Genomic DNA, 3,215 nt, shown 5'->3' on the forward strand with positions numbered 1-3,215 from the left:
GCGTCGGCTTCATTCTGGTCGTGCAGTTGATCTATGCCGCGGCGCCACGCGGCTCATTGCTGCGCAACGTCATCGGCTGAAGGTCCGCCAAGGAATTCCACGGTAACGCCTGGCGACACCAGCTTGGCGAGCTCGCGCGCGTCCCAGTTCGTCAGGCGGACGCAGCCATGGCTTTCGGTCTTGCCTATCTTCGACGGCTCGGGCGTTCCGTGGATGCCGTAGGTCGGTTTGTCCAAGGCGATCCAGACCGACCCGACAGGTCCGTTGGGGCCTGGCGGAACGGTAAGAATCTTGTCGTTCTCGCCTTGCTTGAAATTGATGTTCGGATTGTAGGTGTAGTTCGGGTCGAGCGCGATGCGCGACACGGCGTGGATGCCGGTGGGCGACGGCGTGTCCGCCGAGCCGATGGTGGCCGGATAGGCTGCTACCAGCTTGCCGCCACCATCGTAGGCGTACACCTCTTTCTTGGTCTTGTCGGCGACGATGCGCACGACCGGCGTAGACACCAGCTTGCCGAAATTGGCGACCTTGATGATCGTGCCGGGGCGGTTGAACTCGAGGCCCTTGTTGATCGACTTCAGATAGTTCTCGTCCATGTGGAAGCGCTCCGCCAGCGCCTCGGTGACAGAGGTGTAGCACATGCAGTTGAGCTGCGCCTTCTGACTGTAGTCTTCCGGGATGGAGGCGACATACGGCCCGGCTGCGTCCTCCGCCGTGATGGTGTAGTTGGCGAAGGCATCGCCGCCGGATTGCGAGAGTGCTGACTGGATGCCGACCGCATCGGTCGATTTGAGGCTGCTGCCGTTGATCTCGTTGTAGGCGGCGAGCGCCTTGTCGACATTCGAGCCGAAGCGCCCGTCGATGACGCCAGGCGAAGCACCGCCACGGTCGAGCAGCACCTGCAGCGCTGCCACATCCTGGCGTGCGCCCAGCGAAAGCGACGGGTCGACCGACGTCTTGCCGCCAGCGTTTGGCGGCAATGCCGCCTGGTCGGAGGGCGCCTGTTCCGTCGGATCTGCCGGCTGGAGGGGGTCTATCGACGCCTCGTTCAGCGGTTGGCGCTTGATGGTGCCCGGCTCTGCCGGCTGCGGCGCATCGGGATAATTGTTATCGTAATTGCCTTCGTCCTGCGGTGCCGGCGGATAGGCATCGACTGAATTGCTTCCGTCAGGGTCGTATTCGTCGGCTGGTGGCGGGATGACCCGGCCCTCTTCTTCCAGTTGCTTGCGGCGGAAGCGTGCCATGTCCTGGGGATCGTCGAGATAGTAGCGATCATCGTCGGCGGGGGCACGGCCGAGTTCTCGCATCCGCGTCTCGCGGCGCAGCGCCCGCCGGTCGAGCCTGGTCTGCGGCGGCTGGATGGCGATCACCTTGCCGGTATCGGCATCGACGATGACGCGGTTGCCCCTGGCATCGTAATAAATGTCGAGATTGCCGTCCTGGGCGAGCAGAATGCCGCCACTCTCGGCCGCGCGAACAGGCTGGGCCGCGCCGTCATGCGTCGGCGCCGCGAACGCGTTGGAAAACACCAGTCCCGCAGCAAGCGCCGAAAGGGTGAAGATAGTGCGCAGCATAGTAGCGAAACTCTCCGGTCCGTATGTGCCGCCGCCCGGCATTGTGCAGTTCGGCGAACCCCTTCGCCAGCAAACCAGTTACCCACCATATGGTTCCATCATGAACCGGGCATGAAGATGGCGGTCTTCCGACGCCTCGAGGAATATTAGCTAGCCCACGCCAAGCCCCAATTCCTTGCGCGCCTGCTTCGTCAGCTTCAGAGCAACCAGGCGATGACTCTCGCGCAAATAGTCCTTCAGCGCACCATCATCCATGCTCTGGCTTGTCTGACGCTGGATCCACTTCATGCCGCGGGAGGCAAGATAGGGCGCGGGGCGCAGGCCGGGCTGCTCCTTGAGCACGTCATAGGCAAAATCGGAGCATTTGAAGGTGACGAAAAGCTGCTCACCCTGATCCCAGCCACCGATCGCAAACACCTTGGTCCCGGCCTTCCAGACATGGGCGCCGCCCCATTGCACCACGTGGATCGTTGCCGGCAGCGAGCCGCAGAAGCCGTTGTAGTCGTCCAGCGTCATCCGGCCCCCCCATGATATATGAAGACGCCGCGCGCCCATACTGGACACGCGGCGTTGGATCAGGCCGCCGCCTCGGCGGCGACGATCGTCGGCCTGGAGCGGAAATTCAGCCGGTCGGAACCGGCCGTAACCTTGACCGTCGAGCCGTCGAGAATCTCACCAAGCAGGATCTTTTCCGCCAGCGGATCCTGCAGCTCCTTCTGCATCACGCGCTTCAGCGGCCTGGCACCATAAGCGGGGTCGTAACCCTTGGCCGCCAGCCACTCGACCGCCTCGGGATCCAGCGACAGCGTGATCTTGCGATCGGTCAGCAAGCTCTCCAGCCGCTTGAGCTGGATTTCGACGATGCGGTCCATGTCCTTGCGGCGCAGCCGGTGGAACAGGATCACCTCGTCGACACGATTGAGGAACTCGGGCCGGAACGATGCCCTCACCACGCCCATCACCTCGTCCCGTACGGCATCGACATCCTGGTCCTCGCCGAGATTGACCAGATATTCCGCGCCGAGATTCGACGTCATGATGATCAGCGTGTTGCGGAAATCGACGGTACGCCCCTGCCCGTCGGTGAGCCGGCCGTCATCGAGCACCTGCAAAAGCACGTTGAAGACATCGGGATGCGCCTTCTCGATCTCGTCGAACAGCACGACCTGATAGGGCCGGCGCCGCACCGCTTCGGTCAGCGCGCCGCCTTCCTCATAACCGACATAGCCGGGAGGCGCGCCGATCAGCCGGGCGACGGAGTGCTTCTCCATGTACTCGGACATGTCGAGGCGCACCAGCGCCGTTTCATCGTCGAACAGGAAGTTGGCCAAAGCCTTGGTGAGCTCGGTCTTGCCGACGCCGGTCGGGCCAAGGAACATGAACGAGCCGATAGGCCGGTTCGGATCCTGCAGGCCTGCACGCGCGCGCCGCACCGCCTTGGAAACGGCTTGCACCGCCTCGCCCTGGCCGACAACACGCTTGCCGATCTCGTCTTCCATGCGCAACAGCTTGTCGCGCTCGCCCTGGAGCATCTTGTCGACCGGAATTCCGGTCCAGCGCGACACGATATGGGCGACGTGGTCGGGCGTGACCACTTCCTCGACCATGCCGGCCTTGCCGTCCTGGGCTTCGGCCTCCTTC

General features: G+C 63.4%; 3 protein-coding genes. All 3 read right to left on the reverse strand.

Annotated features, from left to right (window positions below):
• Positions 1–53: 53 nt before the first annotated feature.
• Positions 54–1,574 carry a L,D-transpeptidase family protein gene (locus EOA36_RS31675; RefSeq protein ID WP_127280792.1) on the reverse strand — a complete coding sequence of 507 codons (1,521 nt, stop codon included), beginning with the start codon at positions 1,572–1,574 and terminating at the stop codon, positions 54–56.
• 150 nt (positions 1,575–1,724) lie between these two features.
• A complete protein-coding gene (locus EOA36_RS31680) occupies positions 1,725–2,090 on the reverse strand; it encodes an MmcQ/YjbR family DNA-binding protein (protein ID WP_127280793.1) in 366 nt (121 codons plus the stop codon).
• 59 nt (positions 2,091–2,149) lie between these two features.
• A partial coding sequence (locus EOA36_RS31685) for an AAA family ATPase (RefSeq protein ID WP_127280794.1) occupies positions 2,150–3,215 on the reverse strand: 1,066 nt, incomplete at its 5' end.

The sequence above is a fragment of the Mesorhizobium sp. M8A.F.Ca.ET.021.01.1.1 genome, assembly GCF_003998025.1.
Lineage (GTDB): Bacteria > Pseudomonadota > Alphaproteobacteria > Rhizobiales > Rhizobiaceae > Mesorhizobium.